At 66.1% G+C, this 19,127-nt stretch carries 22 protein-coding genes and 1 other RNA gene; 9 read left to right on the top strand and 14 right to left on the bottom strand.

Annotated elements, in window-relative coordinates; translation table 11 throughout:
- Positions 1-46: 46 nt before the first annotated feature.
- The 3 genes from XarjCFBP7645_RS15030 to XarjCFBP7645_RS15020 form a co-directional block, all read right to left on the bottom strand.
- The gene (locus tag XarjCFBP7645_RS15030; protein WP_104538172.1) at positions 47-1,147 is read right to left on the bottom strand and encodes a Glu/Leu/Phe/Val dehydrogenase dimerization domain-containing protein; all 1,101 of its coding nucleotides are present in this window, start codon (positions 1,145-1,147) and stop codon (positions 47-49) included.
- Between the two features lie 156 nt (positions 1,148-1,303).
- On the bottom strand, positions 1,304-2,554 hold the full coding sequence (locus XarjCFBP7645_RS15025; protein ID WP_104538171.1) for a 2OG-Fe(II) oxygenase: 1,251 nt from the start codon (positions 2,552-2,554) through the stop codon (positions 1,304-1,306).
- 188 nt (positions 2,555-2,742) lie between these two features.
- Positions 2,743-3,270: a M48 family metallopeptidase gene (locus XarjCFBP7645_RS15020; protein ID WP_104538170.1), complete on the bottom strand. Its 528-nt coding sequence runs from the start codon at positions 3,268-3,270 to the stop codon at positions 2,743-2,745.
- A 175-nt stretch (positions 3,271-3,445) separates the two neighbouring features.
- Between XarjCFBP7645_RS15020 and XarjCFBP7645_RS15015 the strand changes: the two genes are divergently transcribed.
- On the top strand, positions 3,446-3,619 hold the full coding sequence (locus tag XarjCFBP7645_RS15015) for a DUF1328 domain-containing protein (RefSeq protein ID WP_003489471.1): 174 nt from the start codon (positions 3,446-3,448) through the stop codon (positions 3,617-3,619).
- Positions 3,620-3,796: 177 nt separating this feature from the next.
- Here XarjCFBP7645_RS15015 and XarjCFBP7645_RS15010 read toward each other — a convergent pair whose 3' ends face one another.
- A complete protein-coding gene (locus XarjCFBP7645_RS15010) occupies positions 3,797-4,051 on the bottom strand; it encodes a DUF2789 domain-containing protein (RefSeq protein ID WP_104538169.1) in 255 nt (84 codons plus the stop codon).
- Between the two features lie 131 nt (positions 4,052-4,182).
- On the opposite strand from XarjCFBP7645_RS15010, the gene XarjCFBP7645_RS15005 reads away from it, so the two are divergent.
- On the top strand, positions 4,183-4,449 hold the full coding sequence (locus tag XarjCFBP7645_RS15005; protein WP_104538168.1) for a DksA/TraR family C4-type zinc finger protein: 267 nt from the start codon (positions 4,183-4,185) through the stop codon (positions 4,447-4,449).
- 140 nt (positions 4,450-4,589) lie between these two features.
- On the opposite strand, the gene XarjCFBP7645_RS15000 is transcribed toward XarjCFBP7645_RS15005, so the two are convergent.
- Both XarjCFBP7645_RS15000 and XarjCFBP7645_RS14995 read right to left on the bottom strand, forming a co-directional pair.
- On the bottom strand, positions 4,590-5,183 hold the full coding sequence (locus XarjCFBP7645_RS15000) for a mechanosensitive ion channel domain-containing protein (protein WP_046345878.1): 594 nt from the start codon (positions 5,181-5,183) through the stop codon (positions 4,590-4,592).
- Positions 5,184-5,311: 128 nt separating this feature from the next.
- Positions 5,312-5,560, bottom strand: a complete 249-nt coding sequence (locus XarjCFBP7645_RS14995; RefSeq protein WP_104538167.1) for a hypothetical protein — start codon at positions 5,558-5,560, stop codon at positions 5,312-5,314.
- Positions 5,561-5,747: 187 nt separating this feature from the next.
- Between XarjCFBP7645_RS14995 and XarjCFBP7645_RS14990 the strand changes: the two genes are divergently transcribed.
- The 3 genes from XarjCFBP7645_RS14990 to XarjCFBP7645_RS14980 are packed head-to-tail and all read left to right on the top strand — an operon-like array spanning position 5,748 to position 7,767.
- Positions 5,748-6,338, top strand: coding sequence for an RNA polymerase sigma factor (locus tag XarjCFBP7645_RS14990; RefSeq protein WP_104538166.1), 591 nt, complete (start codon positions 5,748-5,750; stop codon positions 6,336-6,338).
- Entirely contained in the window at positions 6,335-6,871 is a 537-nt protein-coding gene (locus XarjCFBP7645_RS14985; RefSeq protein ID WP_104538165.1) for a hypothetical protein, read from the top strand. Before XarjCFBP7645_RS14990 ends, XarjCFBP7645_RS14985 begins: the two co-directional genes overlap by 4 nt.
- Before the next feature lie 11 nt (positions 6,872-6,882).
- Positions 6,883-7,767, top strand: a complete 885-nt coding sequence (locus tag XarjCFBP7645_RS14980) for a DUF4097 family beta strand repeat-containing protein (protein WP_104538164.1) — start codon at positions 6,883-6,885, stop codon at positions 7,765-7,767.
- An 83-nt stretch (positions 7,768-7,850) separates the two neighbouring features.
- On the opposite strand, the gene XarjCFBP7645_RS14975 is transcribed toward XarjCFBP7645_RS14980, so the two are convergent.
- The 4 genes from XarjCFBP7645_RS14975 to XarjCFBP7645_RS14960 all read right to left on the bottom strand — a co-directional run bounded on the left by XarjCFBP7645_RS14975 (position 7,851) and on the right by XarjCFBP7645_RS14960 (position 11,511).
- Complete coding sequence (locus XarjCFBP7645_RS14975) at positions 7,851-8,036, bottom strand: hypothetical protein (protein WP_010366034.1); 186 nt, start codon at positions 8,034-8,036, stop codon at positions 7,851-7,853.
- Between the two features lie 189 nt (positions 8,037-8,225).
- The gene (locus XarjCFBP7645_RS14970) at positions 8,226-9,602 is read right to left on the bottom strand and encodes an Hsp70 family protein (protein ID WP_047125713.1); all 1,377 of its coding nucleotides are present in this window, start codon (positions 9,600-9,602) and stop codon (positions 8,226-8,228) included.
- Positions 9,603-9,726: 124 nt separating this feature from the next.
- A complete protein-coding gene (locus XarjCFBP7645_RS14965) occupies positions 9,727-10,200 on the bottom strand; it encodes an FKBP-type peptidyl-prolyl cis-trans isomerase (protein WP_104538163.1) in 474 nt (157 codons plus the stop codon).
- A 276-nt stretch (positions 10,201-10,476) separates the two neighbouring features.
- On the bottom strand, positions 10,477-11,511 hold the full coding sequence (locus XarjCFBP7645_RS14960) for a cation diffusion facilitator family transporter (protein WP_047125711.1): 1,035 nt from the start codon (positions 11,509-11,511) through the stop codon (positions 10,477-10,479).
- Between the two features lie 115 nt (positions 11,512-11,626).
- Here XarjCFBP7645_RS14960 and XarjCFBP7645_RS14955 point away from each other — a divergent pair, with 115 nt between their 5' ends.
- Positions 11,627-11,962 (top strand): zinc ribbon domain-containing protein YjdM, encoded by a 336-nt coding sequence (locus tag XarjCFBP7645_RS14955; protein ID WP_047125710.1) that lies wholly within the window; start codon positions 11,627-11,629, stop codon positions 11,960-11,962.
- Between the two features lie 117 nt (positions 11,963-12,079).
- Here the strand turns inward: XarjCFBP7645_RS14955 and XarjCFBP7645_RS14950 are convergent, their stop codons facing one another.
- The 4 genes from XarjCFBP7645_RS14950 to XarjCFBP7645_RS14930 all read right to left on the bottom strand — a co-directional run bounded on the left by XarjCFBP7645_RS14950 (position 12,080) and on the right by XarjCFBP7645_RS14930 (position 15,764).
- Positions 12,080-12,880, bottom strand: coding sequence for a hypothetical protein (locus XarjCFBP7645_RS14950; protein ID WP_243849050.1), 801 nt, complete (start codon positions 12,878-12,880; stop codon positions 12,080-12,082).
- A 227-nt stretch (positions 12,881-13,107) separates the two neighbouring features.
- Positions 13,108-14,163: a L,D-transpeptidase gene (locus XarjCFBP7645_RS14945; protein WP_104538160.1), complete on the bottom strand. Its 1,056-nt coding sequence runs from the start codon at positions 14,161-14,163 to the stop codon at positions 13,108-13,110.
- Between the two features lie 369 nt (positions 14,164-14,532).
- Positions 14,533-14,609, bottom strand: a non-coding RNA gene (locus XarjCFBP7645_RS14935) — sX9 sRNA.
- A 60-nt stretch (positions 14,610-14,669) separates the two neighbouring features.
- The gene (locus XarjCFBP7645_RS14930) at positions 14,670-15,764 is read right to left on the bottom strand and encodes an alkene reductase (protein WP_047125707.1); all 1,095 of its coding nucleotides are present in this window, start codon (positions 15,762-15,764) and stop codon (positions 14,670-14,672) included.
- 246 nt (positions 15,765-16,010) lie between these two features.
- Between XarjCFBP7645_RS14930 and XarjCFBP7645_RS14925 the strand changes: the two genes are divergently transcribed.
- The 3 genes from XarjCFBP7645_RS14925 to XarjCFBP7645_RS14910 all read left to right on the top strand — a co-directional run bounded on the left by XarjCFBP7645_RS14925 (position 16,011) and on the right by XarjCFBP7645_RS14910 (position 19,103).
- The gene (locus XarjCFBP7645_RS14925) at positions 16,011-17,219 is read left to right on the top strand and encodes an MFS transporter (protein ID WP_047126649.1); all 1,209 of its coding nucleotides are present in this window, start codon (positions 16,011-16,013) and stop codon (positions 17,217-17,219) included.
- A gap of 569 nt (positions 17,220-17,788) precedes the next feature.
- The gene (locus XarjCFBP7645_RS14915; protein WP_047126648.1) at positions 17,789-18,244 is read left to right on the top strand and encodes a PA2169 family four-helix-bundle protein; all 456 of its coding nucleotides are present in this window, start codon (positions 17,789-17,791) and stop codon (positions 18,242-18,244) included.
- 256 nt (positions 18,245-18,500) lie between these two features.
- On the top strand, positions 18,501-19,103 hold the full coding sequence (locus XarjCFBP7645_RS14910) for a 2'-5' RNA ligase family protein (protein ID WP_104538159.1): 603 nt from the start codon (positions 18,501-18,503) through the stop codon (positions 19,101-19,103).
- Positions 19,104-19,127: the final 24 nt, after the last annotated feature.

The following is a 19,127-nucleotide window of genomic DNA, read 5'->3' as shown; positions in this document are numbered from 1 at the left end:
TGGATCGGTAGGTCACCTGTCCGGGCAGCGTGCCTGGACAGGTGGGTCACTCGCCGCGCAGCTTGTGCAGAAAGCGCGGTGCGGTGCGGCCCAGCGGCAGTTTGAGCTTGCTGATGGCCTCGATACGCGCCTCGGCAATCTGGTCGGCCGCCTGCTGCGGCGCTACCCCCAGCCGGGTGGACAGGTCGAATACCTTTTCCAGGTTGTGATAGATGCTGCGGATCAAGCGCATCGCACGTTCGCGGTTGTAGCCGTCGATCTCCAGCGACACATTCATCACGCCACCGGCATTGACCACGTAATCGGGCGCATACAGGATGCCGCGCTTGTGCAACTCTTCGCCGATGGCGGCGCTGGCAAGCTGGTTGTTGGCGGTGCCGCAGATGATCTTGGCCTTCAGCCGCGGCAGCGTGTCTTCGTTGATCGCCCCTTCCAGCGCGCAGGGTGCGAACACATCGGCCGGCACTTCATAAATCTCCTCGATGCCGACCCCTTCTGCACCGTATTCGGCCACCGCGCGGTCCACCAGTGCCGGGTTCAGATCGGCCACATAGAGTTTGGCGCCGCGCTCCTTGAGCAGTTTCACCAGCTCCATGCCGATATGGCCCAGGCCCTGGATCGCGATGCTGGCCTTGCCGACTTCCTCGTGGCCGAGCCTGCGATTGAGCGAAGCCATCAACGCCTGCAACGCACCGTAGGCGGTGAATGGGGCCGGGTCGCCGGAGCCGCGATGCACCTGGTGGACGCCGGTGACGTACTCGCTCTCCAGATAGATCTGTTCCATGTCGCTGACATCGGTGCCGACGTCTTCGGAGGTGATGTAGCGCCCGCCAAGGGTGTCGACAAAACGGCCGAATGCGCGAAACAGCGCCTCGCTCTTGTCGCTCCTGGGGTCGCCGATGATCACCGCCTTGCCGCCGCCGACATTCAATCCCGCCAACGCGTTCTTGTAGGTCATGGTGCGGCTGAGCCGCAGCGCATCGTTGAGCGCCGCCTCGCTATTGGGATAGGGGCGCATGCGCACGCCACCCAACGCGGGCCCGAGCCGGGTGCTGTGCAGCGCGATGATCGCTTTCAGGCCGGCGTCGCGGTTGTGACAGAAGATCACCTGCTCGTGGCCGGTGGTGTCGAGGGTTTCGAAAAGCATCGAAGGCTCCGCGGGGCTGCGTGATGTGCCTTCCCTGAGGCCGGGCCGGAACCCGTGCAATGGGAAACAAAAAACGCGACGTTTGCAGACCCTGTCCGATCACGTCGCGCCGCAACATTTTAAACCACGTCGACGGGGGCTGGTGTATGAATCTGTTCACCAATGCCGATAGCGCCGCTGCCGAAACCACAGGGTTCCCAACCATTTGCTCCCTGCGCTGACCGGCAGGCCGGCGTGCAGCGAGTCGGGATCGGGGCGGCCGTCGGCATGCAGATTGTCGAAGCACACCACCGACCCGGCACGTGGACACACGCGCACGCCCGCGACCGGAAAGTCGGTGTCGCCCCCTGCGTCGACGTCGTTGAGGTAGACGCAAGCGGTGCGCAGACGATTGCCGGCAGTGGGACGGTCGGCGGCGATCGTGCCGGGCGGCAGATAGTCGCGATGCGCGCGGTACTGCTCACCCGGCGCGTAGCACAGGACCGACAGCGCTTCGGCATGGGTCAGCGGCAGCTGCGCGCAGGCCGCTACACGCGCCTGTGCCGCACGTGCGGCGAAGTCCTCGAGGATGGGATCCAGCGTGGCGCCGCGACTGGTGCGGATCGGCGCACGGCGCGTGCTCGCATCGTCGGCGTCGACCACCTCGGAGGCGCGCAGGTGCGGCCGCGCCAGCAGCATCAACAAGCGGCACTCGTCGGCAGACAGCACGCCGCAGACTTCTTCGATCACGGGCGCGTCGTGGCGGCGCGTCGCGACATGTCGGGCAGCGAAACCGATGCGCTGGTCGTTGCCGACCGGATCCGGTGGCGTGATCCGCACGGCGGGCGGCGCGGCAATACCCAGCGGTTGCAGTTGCCGCAGCAGCTGCGCCGCAGCCTCGGGTTGCGGCGGGACGCCTTCGCCACGCAGCAGGCGTTCGGCCAGCAGCGCCGCAGCCAGTGCATCGCCGGCTGCGGCGGCGCGTTCCAGCAAGGCAACGCAGCTGCGTTGCTGCGCGGGGTGGTCGATCCGGCCGTGCTGGATAGCCAGCGCGCGCAGCGCGGGCGGGTAGTCGACTGCGGCCGCTGCGTGCAAGCGGGATTCCGCCTGCGTGTCCAGCGTCAACCGGTCGTCGGTGATGGCCAGGGTCGCCAACAGATAGCGCGCTGACGCGACATTCTGGCGTTCGGCGTGTTGCCAGTGTTCCAGCGCCTGGGCCACGTCGACCTCGCAACCGACACCGTAGGCCAGCATGCGGCCGGCTTCGATCTGCGCGCTGGCATCGCCTGCGGCTGCACTACGCGTGTACCAGTCCAGGGCCTGCTCGGTCTGCCCTGCGCGCACCAACGCATGTCCCAATGCCGTCATTGCCGCAGGTTGCGCACTCTGCGCGGCGTGGGCGAGCTGCTGGAGGGATGGTGCCTGCATGGCCGCATTCTAGGAGACGCCGCCAACGCTGTCGCGCTCAACCTCGGGCAGGCGCAGATGTTACCCAAGGCCGGGTGGAGCACAGCATTGCCGAGGATCAGTGCAGCCCGGTCGTACCACACGGTGACCGGTCGCCCCCCCGGACAGGTGCTGACGCTGACGTGCAGCCTCCGCTTGCCGGTGCGCGATCAGGCGTCCGTGGACAGCGCCAGGTGGGTCAGATACAGGCGCAGGTCGAACTCCAGTTGGTGGTAGTCCGGGCTCATGTGGTTGCACAGCTGGTAGAAGGCCTTGTTGTGATCGGCCTCCTTCAGATGCGCCAGCTCGTGGGCGACGATCATCTGCAGGAACGGTTCGGGCGCATCGCGGAAGATCGCGGCAATGCGGATCTCGCGGCTGGCTTTGAGTCGGCTGCCGTGGACGCGCGAGATCGCCGTGTGCGTGCCCAGCGCATGCTTCACCACCTGCAGATGGTTGTCGTAGAGCGCCTTGTGCAGGGTGGGCGAGGAGCGCATGTAGCGCTCCTTCATGGCCTTGACGTAGTCGTACAACTGGCGATCGGTGCGGATGCAGTGGCGATCCGGATAGCGGCGCGCCAGCACCAGTGCGAGTTTGTCCTGCGCAATTAGCTCGCGCACCTGATCCAGGACGGCGGGCGGGTAACCGGCGAGATAGCGAAGAGTGTCCATGCCAATCGATTGCTGCAAGGTACGCATGATCACCGATGCGGGCGCTGCTGGCGAATCTACAGGCGTGACTATGACATCGTGTGTCAGGTGTATTCACGAATGCGGCACATCCGGGTGAGTAGCGTGCAATGCATGTTTTGCGGCACGACCGCGCAAGCACACGACTGAACACGGCACCGCGCCGGATGAGGAGACAACAAACATGATCAAGTGGGCCATTATTTTCGCCATCATCGGACTGATTGCCGGTGCGCTCGGGTTTGGCGGCATGGCCGGTGCTGCGATGGGAATTGCCAAGTTCCTGTTTTGGGCCGGCATCATCATCGCCATCGTGCTGTTCGTACTCGGCATGACGATCGCCAAAAAGGTGACCTGATGCCCCAGGCATGGCGTTGATGTGCAGTTCGCATGCCGGACGCATCACCCGAAGTGCAAAGGAGCGGCCATTGGCCGCTCCTCTTTTTTTGTTGCTGCAATCTGGGGAACCGACCCACCGACAATCCGGGCCGCAAGCGAGGTCTAGCGCAGGGCGATCGCCGCGTTTTTGCGCAGATCAGACGCCGGTATCCTCGGCGGTGGTGTGCAGGGCAATATTGAGTTGATCGATGGTCACGATCCAGTCGGCATCGTCGAGGCGCTCTTCACGCAATAACTGCGCCTGTGCCGGCGTCCAGAACCGCGCTTCCTCCAGGCGCATGTCGCCTGGCAGCGGAGAATGTTCATCGATGAAACTGCGGATGCTGACCTCATCGGACGGCAGGCCCAGCTGGGCGAATAATTCGGAGAACGGGTGGACGTGTTGTTCCATTGCGACTTCCTCGAAGGGTGCGAATGAGCGGATGCTAAAGCACCCGATTTGAGCGCGCTGTGCACGTCCGGCTTGGATTTGCCCGCGCGCATGCCCATATTCCGGTTCTGAGCAGACAAGCCGAGGCGAACATGGCGACCGGATGGGCAGGTGATGGCGCGGTACAGGACCAGATCGATGCAACCGTCGAGGATGCGGTCAAGCGCGCACGGAGCCAGCTGCATCGGGGCCCGAGCCTGACGCACTGCGAAGAGTGCGATGCACCCATCCCCGAGGCACGCCGTAAGGCGGTGCCGGGCGTGCACCTGTGCGTGAACTGTCAGCAAGCGCACGACCTTGAGCAGGCGGCGCAAGGCGGCTACAACCGTCGTGGTAGCAAGGACAGCCAGCTGCGTTGACTGCCGCGGGGCGTCTTCAGAGAAGCCGGCAAAACGACTGCGTCTGCTGCCAGGCTGACGCGTCCATTGCTCGGCTCTATCAGTGTCCCGGCCCCGATCAAGCCAGCTGACAACTGCTCGCCGGGTTTTGCCAGTCGGTCTCAGTTGGCGTTGAAGTGGCTGGCCTCGCGCCAGCGACGCGTGGTGCGCTGGAAGAACAGGCTGTTGGGAACCTGCAACACGCTACCGGCGTGATCGCCAGTCTCTTCCAATGTCGTGTAAATCACATTGATGTCGATCACCCGGCCCTTCAAACCAGGCTTGTCGCCGCCTTCCAGCAGTTCGATGTGGTCGTGCAGGCGGAACGGGCGCGTGGTGATGATCAGGAAGGTGCAGAAGATATTGGACAGCACGCTCCATGCCGCGAAGAACGCAACTGCACCGACCGCTGCGAATCCGGTGAACGCTGTCCACAAGGTGCCGCTGGAGACGCCGATCACGTGCAGCACCATCAGCACTGCGCTGATCGAAATGACGAAACTCCCAACCCGGCGGATGCCGATCATCATTTCCGCGGGCAGGCTGTAGCGGGCACATAGGCGCCTGAGCAATTGCCGGAGCAGCAAGCGCGCCAGCGCAGCAACGGCGAGAATCAGCACGATCTTGACCGTCGGCACTGCAACGGCCAGCCATTGCGCATTCCAGTGGGGCAACAGACTACGGATCATCGCGGGCAATGTGTCGGACGCGGACATCACATCGTGCAGGGTCATGGAGAACACCCATTGTAACGGGGGCGTCATCGTGCAGCCGGTGCGCGGGGTGAATGCGCGCTCGGCTGCGGCGGCAGCGGCAGAAACCCCAGCGCTGGCGCTGCAACCGGTCAGGGCGTAGAACGCCGGCCATGCGCCGACAAAGCGACCACGTGCCGCCAGAGCTGCTCGGCGCGGCGGACCGGAAACCAGATTGCCGGTGCGCTCAGCTCGACGCACGACAGTCGTGTCGACGGCAAGTGCAGCAGGCAGACCTGCAGGCGCGCAGGAGTCAGTGTGAGCTGCACCGCATCGATCGGCAGCGGGGCCGGGCAATGGGTGGAGCACAGGCTCAGCAGTAATCCCAGAACATGCGGCATGGCAACGTCCGATCAGGGTGCCTGCGCCTGGAGCAGCCAATGGCCGTGCTCCCCGCAAGCGATGCGACGCAGGATTGCGCCATCGCAGGCTTGGATGCGGCGGCCGGCGAAAAGGTTTAGAGCCGTGCTCGAACGACACCCTGGGCACGGTTTAAACCTTTGCGCTGCCTGACGCATCGAAGTGGATATGCTCGACACCTCCATGCCCATCATCGATGCCCCAGCTTGTGACGGTCCGGCCGGCCGCGACGATGCGGCGCTGGCGCGTGCCGCCGCCGGCGGCGATCGCACCGCCTACGAGGCCATCTATCGCCGCCATGCGCCGCGCCTGTATGCGGTGGTGTGGCGGTTATGCGGGGGCAATGCGGCGCGTGCCGACGATGTGCTGCAGGAGACCTTCATTGCCGCGTGGAAGGCCTTGCCGCAATTTCGTTTCCAGAGCGCACTGGGCACCTGGCTGCACCGGCTGGCCGTCAATACGGCCTTGATGGAGCTGCGTGCGCGCTCGGTTGCGGGAGATCATGTGGTGGACGATGCCGACGGCGAGATCCTCGCTGCCATTCCGGGCGCCGCAGCCTGCCAGGCCACCCGGATGGATCTGGAGCGCGCGCTGGAGACCCTGCCGCCGCGTGCACGCGCGGTATTGGTCTTGCATGACATCGAAGGCTGGAAACATCAGGAAATTGCCGACCAACTGCAGATGGCGGTCGGCAGTTCCAAGGCGCAACTGCATCGCGCGCGCGGCCTGCTGCGCGTGCGGCTGGGAGACATTGCATGAACCACGATCCGCTCGATCCTTACGCAACCGATGACGCCGCCTTGTCCGCGCGTCTGCGTGCGTTGCCGCAGCAACGCCAGCCACCGGCGCAGGTCTGGGAGCGCATCGCGCCCGCACTGACGCCGCACGCCACCGTGGTTGCACTGCAGCCGCGCCGCCGGCGTGCCTGGGTCTGGCCTGCGTTCGGTGTGGCGCTTGCTGCCGCGCTGGCGGTGGTGGCGATCGTGCCAGGCCTCGATCGCTCGACGCAGGCGCCAGCGCCAGCGTCGGCGCGGCCTGCTGGCTTGGTGGTGCAGGCACAGGCAATGGCCGGGCAGTACCAGCAGGCCATCGACGCAGTGCCGGTGCAGCAGGTGCCGGCCGACCTGCGCCCGGCGCTGGCCGAGCTGGACCAGAGCGCGCAGGCCATCCACGCCGCCATCGCGCAGAGTCCGCGCTCTGCATTCCTGTTGTCGCAGCTGCAACGCACCTATGCCAAGCGCCTGCAACTGACCCGTCTTGCCTCACAGGGCGAGGCGTCCTTTCCAAGCTGAGGAGCATGCCCATGCGTTACGCCCATTTGTCCGTGTTGTTGCTGGTCGCGTTTTGCGCGGCGCCGGCGGCAGCGCAGACCACCGTGAAGCAGTCCCATCCGCTGACGCGCGGCGGACGCGTGGAGCTGGACAACATCGCCGGGCAAATCCGCGTGCGCGGCTGGGACCGCGACGACGTGGCGCTGACCGGCACCCTGGGCGAAGGACAGCGCCTGCAGGTGGATGAAAGCCCGGACCGGCTGCAGTTCGAGGTGGTCTATCCGCGCAACGGCCGCAACAGCAAGGGCGCCCAACTGGAACTGCGGGTCCCGCGCGCGGCGCTGCTGGAGGTGGAGGCGGTGAGTGCCTCGGTGGATGTCGATCAGGTCGATCTGGCGCGGTTGCAGCTCAAGTCGGTCAGCGGCGATGTGGTCGCAGCCGGACGCGCCGGGGAAGCGCACCTGGAAACGGTCAGCGGCGCGCTGCGCAGCACGGTGGCCAGCGCACGGCTGAGCCTGGGCACGGTCAGCGGGCAGATCGATGCGCCAACCGGCGCCAGCGGCGTGGTGTCGGTCGAGTCCGTCTCTGGCCAGATCCGGGTTGGCGCGGGGCAGGTGTCGCAGTTGCGCGCCGAGAGCGTGTCCGGCGGGACGGCACTGACGGTGACCGGTCTGGCGCCGGGCGGCAGCATCGCTGCCGAGAGCGTCAGCGGCTCGATCAGCCTGGGCGTGCCGCGCACTGTGTCGGCTGCCCTGCAGGTGGAGGTGTTCAGCGGCGACATCCGTTCGGTGGCCGGGCAGGTGGAGCGGCCGGAGTACGGCCCGGGCAAGCGCCTGAAAGCCCGGCTGGGGGCCGGCAACGGCGACATCAAGGTGGAATCGCATTCCGGTTCGGTACGCGTCGATTACGGCAACTGATCGCCGGCGCCAACCAGCACCGCAAACGAGCGTGCCACCTTGCGGTGGCACGTTGGTACGACGCTTCTGCTTGCGGGTAACGCTTAGGCGATCTTGTCGCCGTCGTTACGTGCCGGGCCGAAGTTGGTGGTAAGCACTTCGATCCGGCCGCCGGTCTTGCGGAACGCGGCGATGTCGGCAGCGATGCGCTCACGACTGAGCGGCTGCGACTTGCCTTCGCTGCGAGCGATGCTGGGCTGGGATTTCTGCTTGGTCGCGGGACGTGCCATGTGGCCTCCTGTAGCGGGGAAGTGCGGTGACACCGCGTGCGGCTAGGGTGGCGCGCGCGGAAGCGGTGTCGAGAGGTGCGGTCGCGTTCGGTGCGCAATCGCGGTGGCACGGCAAGCGTGCCTTGCTGACAAGACGGCTAAGCGGCATGCAGCAACCGTGCATTGTAAGGGATACGGGCGTGGGTTGCGTTAACCGTCCGACGGACGGGCCTGGCCTGCCGCCGCCCATGCCAGGCCCTGCACCACGCCGAAGGACGGGTCGCCCTGTACCAGGCGCGATTCCGGGAACGCGGCGGCCACCGTGTCGCGGATATAGCCGGCACGCGACATGCCGCCGGTCAGAAACAGCGTGGCCGGCGGCGCATCCAGGTCGGCACGGACCTGCGCCAGCAAGCCTCCCAGTTCGCCCAGATAGCTGGAAGCGGACGCAACCAATGCGCTGGCCTGCACCTCCACCGCTAGCCCGCGTTCGATGAAATCCAGCGCGGCCTGGTGCTGGTCGCGCTCGCTGAGCGCGATCTTGCAGGCTTCCACGCCGCGATACAGGCGCGCGGTGTTGCCGGTGTCCTGCAGCGCCTGCAGGCGCTTGTCGAACGGGGCGGGGACGTCCTGGTACTTGTGCAGGCGGAACTCGCGCTGGCGGGTCATGTCCTGCACCATCGCCGCTTCCACGTAATGGTGGGTGGGCACGCGGGTGATGCCGCGGCCGAACAGTGGCATGTAGGCGGCCAGACTCAGTGCCAGATCGATATCGGTACCGCCGCGCGCGATGCCCCAGGCGCGGTGCACATGCGGCGCGGCGCTGCCGCCAACGCTGGCATGGGCGATGTCGGTGGTGCCGCCGCCGATGTCCACCACCACGGTGTCGTGACGGCTGTCGTGACTGACGTGGTAATGCATCGCGGCCGCTGCGGGTTCTTCGAGGAAATCCACATGGTCGAAGCCGGCCGCGATGGCGGCGGTGCGCAGAATCTCCAGCGCCTGCGCATTGCCGGCCTCGCCGATGGAACTGCGGAACTGCACCGGACGGCCCAGCGTGGCGCTGCGGATATTGATGTCGAACTGGCGCGAGGCGGTGAGCCGGATGTGTTCCAGCACATGCGTGGCGATGCCGGTGATGGTCTGGCGTGCGCGCGGATGCAGGTTGTAGCCCAGCATCGATTTGGGGCTCTGCACCAGGCTGCCTTCGCCTTCCAGGAAGTACGCATCCAGTGCCTCGTCGCCGTAGACCGCGTTCTGCAGCAGGGCGGCGGAGCTGCGCGGTTCGCGCACCTGCTCTTCCATCCACTGGCGGCGGACAATGCGGATCGCGTCGCGGCGCAGGCTGTCGGTGCTGGACGTCCGTCCGGCCGCGGCGGCGTCGCGACGGCCCGAGTCGATCAGCCGTTCGACCTCATACTCCAGCGCCGGCGTCAGGCTGAAATCGTCCGGGTCGCGCATGGTCTCGGGGAAGTACACTGTGGTGCGGAACTGCAGGGCCTCGCCGAAACGCACCGGCACCACCTGGCCATCGACGATCGCCGCAGCGGCGGAATTGCTGGTACCGAAGTCGATGCCGAGTTTCATGCAAGCGGGCCTGTGGGCGGGCCGCGCACTTTACTACTTCTGCTGCCGGCGACGCCGGTCGCGCTGCGTTCCGATGGCGCAGCAGCCGAATTGCCGCATGCCCGCAGGCACACGGCATACCCGATCAGGCTGCGATGCTGGCGACCTGACCTTCGTTCAGTTCTTCGGTGGTGGCTTCGCGCACCTCGATGACTTCGACCGCAAAGTGCAGGGTCTGCCCGGCCAGCGGATGGTTGCCGTCGACGGTGACCTGCTCCGGGCCGACTTCGGTGACGGTGACCAGGACCGGGCCCTGCTGCGTGCGCGCCTCGAACTGCACACCCGGCACGATCTCGACATCGGTCGGGAATGCCTCGCGCGGCACCTGCTGGATCAATTGTTCATGGCGCGGACCATAGCCCTGTTCGGGCGCCACATCGGCAGTGAGCGTCTCGCCGACGCGCTTGCCGTCCAGTGCCTGTTCCAGGCCGGGCACGATGTTGCCGGCGCCGTGCAGGTAGCTCAATGGCGTGTCCGGCGTCGAGCGGTCCAGGACCTGGCCGCTGTCGTCGGAAAGGGTGTAATGAATGGTCGCAACGCGACCCTGGCTGATTTCCATTGGAAACCTCCATGACGGTGATCGAGTGGAATGCGTCGGCTGACTCACGACGCCAAGAGGTGGTGCCCGCATACCGTAGGCAATCGACCCGGATGGTGCAACCGCTGCCGGAGCTGCGGTTATGGCGAGGATCAGCTTGGTGGCGACGATGGCACCCCTGCGATGCAACAGATTCTGCGCGACGCCTCGGTGCTGGAACGTGGGCCGGTCGATGCGCGTCACGGTGCAGCGTTCGGTCGCATCGCGCGATGCGCGAATTCCAGTGCCTGCAGTGCGCTAATCCTTCTCGGCACCACGTTCGATCTGGGCGCGGCGTGCGTGCCAGGTTTCCGGCGTCTGCGGCTTGATGAACAGCGCGGTGAGCTCGGGGTGCTGACGCTTGGCGGCCGCTTCGATGCGCCCGACGCAGGCTTCGATCTGTGGCGTGGTGCGGCTGTCTTCGAATTCGGCGCTCAGGGTGGCGATCACTTGGTTCGGGCCCATCTGCATGGTCAGCACACCGTTGGCGGCACGCACATCCGGATCGCTGGCGGCAATGCGCAGCAGCGATTCGGTAACGTGCGCATGCGCAGGTTCACCGATCAGCAGGCCCTTGGTTTCGCGCGCCAGCAGGAATGCGGTGAAGGCCAACACGCAGGCAATGCCGATCGAGGCGATGCCATCGAGTTCGGGCATGTCCAGCAGTTGCGCGCCGGCCAGGCCCAGTACCGCCATGAACAAGCCGATCAACGCGGCGCTGTCTTCAAGCAGCACGGTGAACGTGCTGGGGTCCTTGCTTTGCCGAAATGCCTGGAAATACCCCATGCGGCCTTTCTTGGCGCGGAATTCGCGCAATGCCACCACCCAGGAAATGCCTTCGAACACGATCGACACGCCGAGCACGATGTAGGCGACCAGATGGCTCTTGGCCGGCTCGGGATTGCGCAGATGCACGATGCCTTCGTACAGCGACACACCTGCGCCCATCGCGAACACCAATAGCGCAACGATGAAACTCCAGAAGTACAGCTCGCGTCCGTAACCGAACGGATGGGTCGGCGAGGGGGCCTGCGCGGCGCGGCGCAGGCCGTATAGCAGCAGCACTTCGTTGACGGTGTCCACCAGCGAGTGCACGCCTTCGCTGAGCATCGCCGAGCTGCCCGAAATCCCTGCGGCGATGAATTTTGCGACCGCGATGGCAAGATTGCCGGCCAGCGCGACATAGACGACCAGATGCGAGCCGGTTTTCTTTGCCGCGCCCGCTTGGCCAGCCGCAGGCTCGGTGGGCGCTGGCGCAGCGCCGGGGGCTTGGGGAACCGATTGGTTGGACACACGCGACCTGCAAGGCATTCGACAAGCGGCGCACTATCGCGCTGGCGCCGTGCCGGAGACGTGATCGCGCGGCCGGGAGGCTACAATCCACGCCCGCTTTGAACTTAGGAATCCCATGTCTTCCGTTCCCACCTGCCCGCAATGTGGCCTGGACAATACCTATGCCGATGGCGCGTTGTGGATTTGCGCAGACTGCGGCTTCGAATGGAGCGCGGGGGAATCCGCCGCGCCTGCGATGGAGGTGCGCGACAGCAACGGCAACCTGCTGCAGGCCGGCGACACGGTGAGCGTGATCAAGGACCTGAAGGTCAAAGGCTCGTCGATTCCGCTCAAGCAGGGCACGCTGATCCGCAACATCCGCCTGGTCGAAGACGATGCCGAGCACATCGAAGGCAATTCGGAAAAGATCAAGGGCCTGGTGTTGAAGACCTGTTTTCTGCGCAAGGCCTGAGGCTGTTGCGGAGGCAGCAACACCGCATGCGGCAAGTGTAGCAGCGCGCCTGCGCGCGATCAGGCATGCTCGATAACGCTTCGTCGCGCGCAAGCGCGCTCCTGCGTTGCGGCATGCTCAATCGCGCGGATACACCGCCGCCACCGTGCAACTCAGGCGCATCCGCGCGGCCAGGCCGCCGCGCGTGGTGCTCAGGTCGCCCTGCTGGCCGGATCCGGCAGCCGCGCCGGCAAGTGCCATTTCGTCGAGCACATCGACCTTGTCGCCGGGATTGCCGCAGATCGCATTCAGGCCCATGCCGGAGACGAAGCGGATCGGCGGCGCGCCGCTGAGTTCGCGGCAGCTGTCCATCAGTTCGACCCGGTAGTGGCGATGCGTGCCGGGGTGACGTGGCGAGACTTCCACCACCAGTCCCTGGCCGTCTTCCGACCACGAACGCAGCATGCTGGGATTGAAGCAGTAGCTGGACGAACCGGCGAAATTGCGCCGGCGCGCTTCGCGCACGCTGACCCCGTCCAGGGTCGGGATGCCGCTGTCGCGTTGCCGGGCCGCACTGGCGTATTCGCGCGCACTCAGCGTGGCGATCTGGCTGATCGCGCAACGTTGCTGGCCCGAACTCACGTATGCCGGCGCACCGTTGCAGACCCAGCCGTGCGCCGCCAGCAGGCTCGCATCCGCGTGTGCGGCCAGTTGCGGGCAGTCCTGCGCCAGGCGGATGCGGAACAGCCGTCCGCCCTGTTCGGCCACTGCCAGCGTGCGCGGATCGGCTTGATGCAGCTCCGTCACCTTGCGCGCATCCAGGCACTCGGCGTTCGGTGCGGCCGGGCGCAGCGGCTCGGCCGCTACGTCGGCCGCTACGGTGGAGGACGCGTAACCAAATAGCGTGCTGCCGAGCAGAACCGCAGTGAGTAGACGCATCACGCACATCCTTGGCAATGAGGGATGCCCGCATCATCTGCCAAGCAAGCCGCGCCGACAATCGCAGCAACGCGCGTCGGCTCGCTCAACAATGCCGGGCGGGCTGCCAGCGCTCGGCACCGCCCGCGCATACGCGTGCATGCCGCTGCCGGGCTGCCAGCATGTGCGCGCGCAATCTCACGCGCAGCTTGCAACTCGCCGCTGCGATAGCGCGGCGCAGCTCGTGCTCAGGGTGCCTGGGGCGGATCCGAATCCAGCACCTGCAGCTTGCCGCCGGTGGTTTCGGGAAGGACGCGTTGATCGGTGGCGACCAGCACCACACCAGGCGTCAGCAGCGGCAGCAGGCCGGCCAGGAATGCCGGCGGCACCTGCAGCCGCGCGATGGCGTCGGCATCCAGGGCCTGTCCTGCCGCGGCACTGCTGCCGGGGATGCCGATGCGCATCCAGTTGGGCATGCGTTGACCGGGCAAGCCGGGCACTTCGCCAGGCAGAAAACCCTGGCCGACGATGAACGCCTGCGTGCCCAGCGGCGCGGCGCCGGTCTGCGCGCGCAATGCCACTTGCGCGCGTCCGATTTCCACGCCGTTGCGATACACCACCAGTTGCTGATCGCTGCTGCTGACCAGCATCGAGATCGGGCCGTTGGGCGCCAGCTCCGGCTGCCACGCAAAGCTCTGGCCGTTGGGCAGCGGCAGCAATGCCCGCTGCGCACCGGTGGCCGGGTCGATCGGGCTGAGCGCGCGGGGATGCACCACCGCGTCCGCGTCCACGCCGGCCTGCGCGACCACCACCACCATGCCCATGTTGGAATTGTCGAACAGCAGCCGCGCGAACTCCGATGGCAGATGCACGCAGCCATGCGATTCCGGATAACCAGGCAGGCCGCCTGCATGCAGGGCCACGCCGTCCCAGGTCAGGCGTTGCTGATAGGGCATGGGCGCGGCGTTGTAGAGGCTGGAACGGTGGTCCTTGTCCTTCTGCAGGATGGTGAACACGCCGGTCGGTGTCTCGTGCCCGGGCTTGCCGGAGCTGATGGTGGACATGCCAATCAGGATGCCGTTGCGATACGCATACGCGCGTTGCTCGGTGAGGCTGACGATCACCGCCATCGGCCCCCAGCCCTTGCTGACGCCGCCCCAGATCCATTCGCCCGGCTTCAGGTCGGCCGGTGCCGTTTCGGCAGGGCTGGACTGGCGCGCGCCCCAGAACGGCACCGCAAGGGCCGGCCCGCAGACCAGTAGCGTGCAGAAGACAACAGCAGTGAGCAGGGGCCGCATCGACATTCCAGAAAGCAGTGTCGGCACGATCCTAGCGGGGCAGGGCGAGCGCGTCATGGGGGTGTTGCCGGTGTCGCTGCGATGCGAAGGTGCCGGCGTTGCGCGGGGGAGTACGGTGTACGCGTTTGGCGTCTTCGCCGAGCCTGAGGTGCAGCACGCACAGGCGCTTGGTCTTGCGCGCTGGTTCAACGATTGATTTGGCAGATGCACGATGGCCGCCGCATCGCGATGGCAGTCATAGGCGACGTATTGCGCTCACACGGAACGCCGGGCCACGACGTGCTTGCTCCGGTGTGCACAAAGATGGGCTGATCCGGTGCAGCGGCTGCGCTTGCATGATGCCGGCGCAGCCGCTGTGTCGGCGGGACATGGAGCGACCAACAGATCATAGCGAGCAGTCGTCAGGTGGGTGCGGAGGGCGCGCTCGGAACCGGAGTGTACAAGTGGTACATGCCGATTCCGTGCACCGGCCGCGCCCGCCTGGCGGCTGCGAAGTAGGCCCTAAGCCGCTCTTAGTCCGGCAGAGCGGGGTAGTCGGTGTAGCCCTTGGCCCCGCCGCCGTACAGGGTGGCCTGGTCGAGGTCGGCCAACGGGGCGTTCTCGCGCAGGCGACGCACCAGATCCGGGTTGGCGATGAACGGCCGGCCGAAACCGATCGCATCGGCGTAACCGCTGTTGATGGCGTGGTCGGACAGCGCCTTGTCGTAGCTGTTGTTGGCGATCCAGGCGCCGTCGAACTTTGCGCGCAACGCGGCATAGTCGAAGGCGACGTTGTCGCGCGCACCGCCGGTTGCGCCTTCGATCACGTGCACGAAGGCCAGCCCGCCGATCAGGTTGAGACGCTCCACCGCACGTTCGAACAGCGGCTGCGGATCGGAGTCGTGCATGCCGTACACCGGCGTGACCGGCGACAGCCGCACGCCGGTGCGCTCGGCACCGATCTCATCGGCGATCGCCTGTACCACTTCGGTCAGCAGGCGGGTGCGGTTTTCGATGTCGCCGCCGTACGCGTCGGTGCGCCGGTTGGAGCCGTCACGCAGGAACTGGTCGAGCAGGTAGCCGTTGGCCGCATGCACTTCCACACCGTCGAAGCCGGCATCGATGGCGTTGCGCGCAGCGATGCGGTAGTCCTCGATCAAGGCGGGGATTTCGTCCAGCGCCAGCGCGCGCGGCTCGGAGACATCCTGGAAGCCGTCCTTGGTGTAGGTCTTGCCTTCGGCGCGGATGGCGCTGGGCGCCACCGGCGCTTCGCCCGGCGGCAGCACACTGGTGTGCGAGACGCGGCCCACATGCCACAGCTGCAGCACGATCTTGCCGCCACGGCGATGCACTTCATCGGTGACCGCACGCCAGCCCTGGACCTGCTCGGCGGTGTGGATGCCGGGCGTATCCAGATAGCCCTGACCCAGCGGGCTGATCTGCGTGCCCTCGGCCACGATCAGGCCGGCACTGGCGCGTTGGCCGTAGTACTCGGCGGCGAGCGGCGAGGGTACCTGCCCGGCGGCGGCGCGATTGCGCGTCAGCGGCGCCATGATCACGCGGTTGGCAAGATCCAGCGCGCCCAGGCGCACGGGGGAGAACAACGGGGATTCAGTGGAGTTGGACATCAGCAACCAATTGGGTATGGATCACGCGCCAGGCGCGACACCGCGCCGATCGCGAGTGCCCCCTAGCGATGGTGGCGGGCCAAAGCGGATTCGAGCGTTGGCGATGGGACACAGCGTCTCCTGTCGCGTCGAAAGCGGCCAAACGTCGATGTGCCGGGGCATGGCGCTGAATCGCGGCATGCACTGTGCTTTCGTCGATTGCTGCGTTGCACAATACTAGGCCGCCCCGTCATTGTGGAGTCGGGCATGTCCGATACCGAGCTTTCAACGCCGCGCGTGTCCCGGCGCGATTACGTGCTGATCCTGTTTGCGTTGGCGATGGGCGGCTTTGCGATCGGCATCAGCGAATTCTCGACCATGGGCCTGATGACCCAGATTGCGCAGGGCCTGCAGATCAGCGAGCCGCAGGTCGGCCACGTGATCAGCGCCTATGCGCTGGGCGTGGTGGTCGGTGCGCCGTTGCTGGCGATTGTCGGCGCGCGCTGGCCACGGCGCACCTTGTTGTTGCTGCTGATGGTGTTCTACGCGCTGGGCAATCTCGCCAGTGCGTTGGCGCCGAGCTATCACATGATGTTGCTGTGCCGTTTTATCGCTGGATTGCCGCATGGCGCGTACTTTGGCGTTGCTTCGTTGGTGGCCGCGTCGATCAGCCCGCCCAGTCAACGCGCCACTGCAGTGGGCCGGGTGTTGCTGGGCCTGAGCATTGCCTTGCTGGTGGGCAATCCGTTGGCGACCTGGCTGGGCCAGATCGTGAGCTGGCGCTGGGCCTACGCGGCGGTGTCGGTGCTTGCACTGTGCACGGTTGCCGCAGTGGCGGCGCGCCTGCCGCCTGCCCCGGACGAGCCGCGGCAGCAGCCGCTGCGTGAGCTGCGCGCGTTCAATCGGCCGCAGGTGTGGCTGGCCCTGGCGATCGGCGCGGTGGGCTTTTCCGGCATGTTCTGCGTCTTCAGTTATCTGGCGCCCACCCTGACCGCGGTGACCGGCGTGGAGCCGGCACGGATCCCGCTGGCGATGGTGGCGTTCGGGGTCGGCGGCGTGCTTGGCAGCCTTCTGGGCGGCTGGCTGTTCGACCGCATGCAGTTCCGCGCGGTGCCGGTGCTGCTGGTGTGGTCGGTGGTGGTGATGCTGACCTTTCCGTTGGCCGCGCAGTCGGGCGTGTGGGTGTTCGTGTCCATCGTGGCGGTCGGCACCATGGGCGCCCTGGCGCCTGCCCTGCAGACGCGTTTGATGGATGTGGCCGCGGAGGCGCAGACCCTGGCAGCGGCGTCCAACCATGCCGCGTTCAATACCGCCAATGCGCTGGGCCCGTGGCTGGGCGGCATGGCGATCACGGCCGGGTGGGGCTGGACCTCGACCGGCTATGTGGGCGCGGCCACTGCGTTGGGCGGCTTGCTGGTGTATGCGCTGGCGGTCTGGCAGGAGCGCCGCCAGCGTCCGTGGCTGACGAGCCGCTGAGGCGTTGCCAGGCCTCTACTGCCTGATGCAGGTACAGTGACGAGCGGCAGCGTTGGCCGACGTCGTGCTCGCTGCGAGGTTGGTCCCCATGCATGACGCAGGGCTGCATCCACGGCCAACTCACGACCGCATGTCGAGACTGCATGCACCACCGCAGACAGGCCGTACAGCGCCATGACCGACTTCACGCCACCGCCATGGAAGCGCCCAAAACCCAAGGGTAAATCCGCATCCACGCCGCTGACAGCAAGCCAAAAGGCCGCCGCCAGGCAGCGTGCCGAGGAGGCCGGTCGGCCGTATCCCAACCTGGTCGACAATATGTGGGCGAGCCGGCAGCCGAAGTCAGTTTGACCTGATCTTGGCATCGATGAATCGCCATTCATTGCCTGCATGATCGCGTGAGGACAGTCACCACATCACTCACATGTCGATTATGTGTGTCACGCCAAGCTGAGGCCGTACACAACACCAAGGCATGCAATCAGCACATCGATTGCCTCATCCCCGAAAGCCAGCGCAAACGCATTCGCAACCGCGCAGCGCTGGCCCATCGCAACCAGGAGCGACACATGAGCATTCAGAGCAAGACCGAGCACAGCCTCAACGACCTCATCGCCATTTCCCGTGACGGCAAGGACTTCTACGAAGAAGCGGCTGCCAAGGTGGGCGATGCGGAACTTGCAACGCTGTTCCGCCGCATCGCTGGCGTCAAGTCCGACATCGTCAGCAATCTGAGCAGTGTGGTTGCATCGGTCGGCGGCAAGCCGGAAACCAGCGGCACCATGGTCGGCGGCATGCAGCAGTTCTACGGCAAGGTCCGCGCCACGCTGGGCGATACCAAGTACGGCTACGTTGCCGAGCTGGAAGAGTCCGAAGACCGCCTGTTGAAGGCGTTCGACGAGACCATTGCCGACCAGGACACCCCGGCCGCCGCGCGCGATGCCGCACTGCGTCTGCTGCCGGAAGTGCGCGCATGCCACGACGTGATGCGTAATCGCAAGCATGCGATGAAGAGCGCCGCATAAGCTGCGTGCGCGACCCAGGCGCATCCAGGTGATGCAGCTTGCGGAGTACAACCGATAAAGGCGGAAGCGGGTAGCGCAAGCTGCCCGTTTCTTTTTGTGCTGCACATGGCCAGTGCTGTGCGATTGTTGTTCCACGCGTTGCGCGCGTTCCACGCTTTCATGTCGCGATTGACTGCGTGTCACGCACGCGCCCGGTCTGCTAGTATCCGCCGCCCTTCTTCCGGCAGGGCCGCGTACGCGGTCGCGGCATCAGCCCATGAAACAGCAGTTCCTGTACCTGTCTTCTGCCGAGGCACAGTTGTCGCTGGGCCTTGGTGAGGAGAAGACCACCGAGCGCCTGTTCTTTGCGGTCATGGCAGATGCGACCACCACCCAACGCGCTTCGGCGATCGCCGATGGGCTGCTGCACAGTGGTCATGTTGACGGCAAGCCGCTGGCGCGCGAACGCTTGCATGTGACCTTGCATCATCTGGGCGATTACGCAGGCGGCTTGCCGCCGTCGTTGGTGAGCCGCGCCAGCCAGGCAGCCGAGCGCGTGGTGCTGGATGCATTCGAGGTGGAATTCGATCGGGTTGGCACCTTCGGTGGACGGCGCTCGCAGCTGCCATGCGTGTTGCGTGGCGAAGACAAGGTGCGCGGGTTGTACGAATTGCAGGGCGCGCTGGGCCGGCAACTGGCGCATGCGGGCATTGCCGGCGATGCGCAGTACACGCCGCACATGACGCTGCTGTATTGCAACCAGTCGTTGCCGCAACGGCGCTGCGATGCGCTGGCCTGGACGGTGCGCGAGTTCGCGCTTGTGCGCAGCTTTCTGGGTCAGTCGCGCTACCTGATCGAGGGGCAGTGGGCGCTGCGATGATGTGCTGACAGATGCGTACGCGGT

The organism is Xanthomonas arboricola (assembly GCF_002940665.1).
GTDB lineage: Bacteria > Pseudomonadota > Gammaproteobacteria > Xanthomonadales > Xanthomonadaceae > Xanthomonas > Xanthomonas arboricola_B.
Note: the sequence above shows the minus strand (reverse complement) of the source record. Positions and strands in the feature narration are given on the sequence as shown.

Excerpts from the sequence above, each read along its gene's own strand:
- XarjCFBP7645_RS15025 (WP_104538171.1), bottom strand. The coding sequence starts at position 2,554 with ATGCAGGCACCATCCCTCCAGCAGCTCGCCCACGCCGCGCAGAGTGCG.
- XarjCFBP7645_RS14970 (WP_047125713.1), bottom strand. The coding sequence starts at position 9,602 with ATGAAACTCGGCATCGACTTCGGTACCAGCAATTCCGCCGCTGCGGCG.
- XarjCFBP7645_RS14955 (WP_047125710.1), top strand. The coding sequence starts at position 11,627 with ATGTCTTCCGTTCCCACCTGCCCGCAATGTGGCCTGGACAATACCTAT.
- XarjCFBP7645_RS14975 (WP_010366034.1), bottom strand. The coding sequence starts at position 8,036 with ATGGCACGTCCCGCGACCAAGCAGAAATCCCAGCCCAGCATCGCTCGC.
- XarjCFBP7645_RS15005 (WP_104538168.1), top strand. The coding sequence starts at position 4,183 with ATGGCGACCGGATGGGCAGGTGATGGCGCGGTACAGGACCAGATCGAT.
- XarjCFBP7645_RS14985 (WP_104538165.1), top strand. The coding sequence starts at position 6,335 with ATGAACCACGATCCGCTCGATCCTTACGCAACCGATGACGCCGCCTTG.
- XarjCFBP7645_RS14950 (WP_243849050.1), bottom strand. The coding sequence starts at position 12,880 with ATGCGTCTACTCACTGCGGTTCTGCTCGGCAGCACGCTATTTGGTTAC.
- XarjCFBP7645_RS14965 (WP_104538163.1), bottom strand. The coding sequence starts at position 10,200 with ATGGAAATCAGCCAGGGTCGCGTTGCGACCATTCATTACACCCTTTCC.
- XarjCFBP7645_RS15030 (WP_104538172.1), bottom strand. The coding sequence starts at position 1,147 with ATGCTTTTCGAAACCCTCGACACCACCGGCCACGAGCAGGTGATCTTC.
- XarjCFBP7645_RS15015 (WP_003489471.1), top strand. The coding sequence starts at position 3,446 with ATGATCAAGTGGGCCATTATTTTCGCCATCATCGGACTGATTGCCGGT.
- XarjCFBP7645_RS14995 (WP_104538167.1), bottom strand. The coding sequence starts at position 5,560 with ATGCCGCATGTTCTGGGATTACTGCTGAGCCTGTGCTCCACCCATTGC.
- XarjCFBP7645_RS14930 (WP_047125707.1), bottom strand. The coding sequence starts at position 15,764 with ATGTCCAACTCCACTGAATCCCCGTTGTTCTCCCCCGTGCGCCTGGGC.
- XarjCFBP7645_RS14915 (WP_047126648.1), top strand. The coding sequence starts at position 17,789 with ATGAGCATTCAGAGCAAGACCGAGCACAGCCTCAACGACCTCATCGCC.
- XarjCFBP7645_RS14925 (WP_047126649.1), top strand. The coding sequence starts at position 16,011 with ATGTCCGATACCGAGCTTTCAACGCCGCGCGTGTCCCGGCGCGATTAC.
- XarjCFBP7645_RS15010 (WP_104538169.1), bottom strand. The coding sequence starts at position 4,051 with ATGGAACAACACGTCCACCCGTTCTCCGAATTATTCGCCCAGCTGGGC.
- XarjCFBP7645_RS14910 (WP_104538159.1), top strand. The coding sequence starts at position 18,501 with ATGAAACAGCAGTTCCTGTACCTGTCTTCTGCCGAGGCACAGTTGTCG.
- XarjCFBP7645_RS14945 (WP_104538160.1), bottom strand. The coding sequence starts at position 14,163 with ATGTCGATGCGGCCCCTGCTCACTGCTGTTGTCTTCTGCACGCTACTG.
- XarjCFBP7645_RS15000 (WP_046345878.1), bottom strand. The coding sequence starts at position 5,183 with ATGTCCGCGTCCGACACATTGCCCGCGATGATCCGTAGTCTGTTGCCC.
- XarjCFBP7645_RS14980 (WP_104538164.1), top strand. The coding sequence starts at position 6,883 with ATGCGTTACGCCCATTTGTCCGTGTTGTTGCTGGTCGCGTTTTGCGCG.
- XarjCFBP7645_RS14990 (WP_104538166.1), top strand. The coding sequence starts at position 5,748 with ATGCTCGACACCTCCATGCCCATCATCGATGCCCCAGCTTGTGACGGT.
- XarjCFBP7645_RS15020 (WP_104538170.1), bottom strand. The coding sequence starts at position 3,270 with ATGCGTACCTTGCAGCAATCGATTGGCATGGACACTCTTCGCTATCTC.